The 2,802-nt window shown below is 59.0% G+C and carries 2 protein-coding genes and 1 tRNA gene; 1 reads left to right on the top strand and 2 read right to left on the bottom strand.

The window, feature by feature from the left end:
- Positions 1-285: 285 nt before the first annotated feature.
- Positions 286-717, top strand: a complete 432-nt coding sequence (locus EOA86_RS29365; RefSeq protein ID WP_128344858.1) for a hypothetical protein — start codon at positions 286-288, stop codon at positions 715-717.
- A gap of 115 nt (positions 718-832) precedes the next feature.
- On the opposite strand, the gene EOA86_RS29370 is transcribed toward EOA86_RS29365, so the two are convergent.
- On the bottom strand, positions 833-2,545 hold the full coding sequence (locus EOA86_RS29370) for a DUF6538 domain-containing protein (RefSeq protein ID WP_245497413.1): 1,713 nt from the start codon (positions 2,543-2,545) through the stop codon (positions 833-835).
- A gap of 9 nt (positions 2,546-2,554) precedes the next feature.
- Positions 2,555-2,629: transfer RNA gene (locus tag EOA86_RS29375), tRNA-Thr, on the bottom strand.
- Between the last annotated feature and the right edge of the window lie 173 nt (positions 2,630-2,802).

The raw sequence follows: 2,802 nt of genomic DNA on the forward strand, positions 1-2,802 counted from the left end.
CACCTCGGTCAACTGCTCCGCCTTCAGGAGGTCTTGGGCGTGAATGCAAGCTCACGCCCGCTATCGATCGGCATAGGCCGGGGGTCCACTCCTCGGCCGCCCCTCGCTCATCTGCAAGAAAAGGAAGCCCTAATGGCCTCAATAGCCTCAATAGTGCGTATTAGAAAGAAGTCCAAAGCCGGGAGAAAGACGGAAGAACTCCGGGACTCCTTGTGGCCTGACCTTGACACGGCGCTCCTGTGGGATTCCCACAGTGAAGAGGGCTATACTCCTGTGCCCCGTACCATGCCGATCATCATCAAGATCATCGACGATCTCACGAAGGGGACGCCCGCAGGGAATACCTATTTTGAGCTATGGTGCCGCGCACGGGCGGAAATGTATGTCTCTCTGGGGGCCGCCGGATCACTCGCTACTCACTCTGGATACTCCGGCCAGCGCGCCGTCCGTCAATGGCAGGACCGCATCGAGCTTCTTGCCAAGCTCGGTCTTATCCGGATCAAGGGCGGTTCCGCTGGTAAGTATGCACATGCGGTCGTCCTGAACCCCCACAAGATCATCAGACGGCTTCGCGAAGAGGGACATAAGGGCATCTCGGGTGAAAAGTACGATGCTCTCGTGGAACGGGCGAACGAGATCGGATCAACTGATTTCAAAGATCCGCCGAAGACCGACAGCGCTCCTCCGGCTACCCCCTCTGCAGCCGGCGGGTCATAAAGTTGTGGAGGTCGGGACATGTCGGTGAATGTGAGCGTCGGCGGCAGTGCAAGCCACGCCGATGCCAGCTTCGACGGCAACCTTAAAACATCTCTTGCCCACCCTTCTTGGTTGCCTACCGGATCATGCGCTGGGCTCGACCCAAAATCGTCTCATTGGAAGGCCTCCAAGGTGTTTCCTCCACTTCGAAGCGTGGCAGTTTCCTGATCTCCCTTGCGAGGGCGCTGGGTGGGAAATCGCCGTACCCCTCGCGAGCATCCTCGCGGCCACTCCCAAGCATGTAGTCACGGTGCTGCTTGTCCATGGCATGTTGGCGCGAGAGGGTCGTGAACAGATGCCGCCAAGCGTGATTTGGCTTTCCTCCCGGTGCTGGAATTTCCAGCTCTTTCGTGATCCAGGCACTGACCCTGTTTCCTGCCTCCTGCGAGCGGGGCTTGCCGGTCAGCTTGGTCAGGTCGGTTCCATCGGGATAAGGAGCATAGAAGGCCGGGCCGTCGCCAACTTCCTTGAACATTTCCAACAACCCCAGCTCGACGAGGTGAGGATGAATTGCGGTCATCCACGCCTTGTCGCTCTTTGTAGACCCGGCCTCTGGCGCGACGAGGAGATAGGGCGTGTCGCCGTCAGTCCGAACATCTGCGCCGCGAAGCTGGGTGATCTCCGTCACCCGTAAGCCGGTATACGCGCATATCCACGGCACCCAAAAGAGCGCGCGCCTATGTGGCGCAGAGATGGCCTTTGAGGTTCCGCTGAATGTGGCGGTGAGGATGGCCTTGGCTTCTTCGGCGGTGTAGCCCTTCGAACGGGTAGGGGCTGTGCCCTTTCTACCGTCGCGGATACCGTGAGCGACGTTGATTGAGAGACTGAACTCTTTGACGGCATGGGTGAGAACCGCGCTCAATGCGGCCAGACACTTGCCATTGATCTTGGACGGCGAAAGCCCTTCGGCGATCAATTCGTCGCGCCACTTCCGGACATCGTCCTTGGTAACATCCCGGGCATCGCTGTGGCCGCTGCTGGCAACGAATTTGGCGAGATCGCGGGCATAGTCATCCTTGGTCTTCGCCTTTCGGCTCTGGGTCGCGAATTTGTGGTCCAAGAGTGCGAACAGGCCCATGTCGCCAGCGGGCCGAGGCTCTGACTTGGCCTCACTGCGCTCGGCCTCCCAGCCGGGGAAACGCTTCCGCGTCTCATCGGGCGAATAGTCACCTTCGGCCTTCCTGAGATTGGTCTCGGCCGCAAGCTGGATGGCCTTGTAAGCCGCATGAACAACGCGCGTCCGGCTAAGGGAATCAGTGTTGACGCCTTGCTCCACGAACAATTCATCGACCGTTGGGCCGAACCAGCGGTCAAGCTCCCCGCCCTCCTCCTTGCCCTTGTTTAGCTGCAGGACCGCTTTCCAGATGCCTTCTTCCCCCGGCTCGCTATCCATCATATCGACCAGGCGGGCGTAGAGGATGCCGGCAAGGGCCTGCACCTGCTTGTTGGAGAGCGGCTGAGGGCCATCCCTGAACCGTTGCCAATACTCATGCAGCGCGGCATCGGCCTCGCGGTGACGCCTTTTGGCCTCTGCGGGGTCTTTCGTATCAAGGCTGACCTTGACGGTTGCCCCAGCTTTGACCGTTCTTATGTCGTCGCCAACGGGAATACCGACCTTTCCGTCCAACGGAAAATTCTTCAAATCAGACGGCGCACGTTGCCGAAGGTAATAGACGCCAGTCGTCTTATGTCGCCGAGGCCCAGGCATTCTCAAGCTCATGTGTACCACCCCTGTGTACCAGACAGGCGGCAAAAAGACCAAGAAAGTCAGATAGTTGTTCCCAATCAATGGGATATCTGGTGCTGCGAGAGAGGATTGAACTCTCGACCTCTCCCTTACCAAGGGAGTGCTCTACCACTGAGCTACCGCAGCCGCTGATGGCGGGGCTTCTGCCATATCGAACCGGCAAGCGCAAGGCCAAGCGCAAGCCATCTGTGAAAGCCCGCTCCGACGGCTTTTCCGGACATGGCAGCGCCACAATGTTGGCTATCCCTTCATAACAGGCTCGCCGGGACGGAACCATGAACGACAAGACAATCCCACCT

This window comes from Mesorhizobium sp. M5C.F.Ca.IN.020.32.2.1 (genome assembly GCF_004023105.1).
GTDB classification, from domain to species: domain Bacteria; phylum Pseudomonadota; class Alphaproteobacteria; order Rhizobiales; family Rhizobiaceae; genus Mesorhizobium; species Mesorhizobium wenxiniae.

Coding starts and splice junctions, on each gene's coding strand:
- EOA86_RS29365 (WP_128344858.1), top strand. CDS start 286: ATGCCGATCATCATCAAGATCATCGACGATCTCACGAAGGGGACGCCC.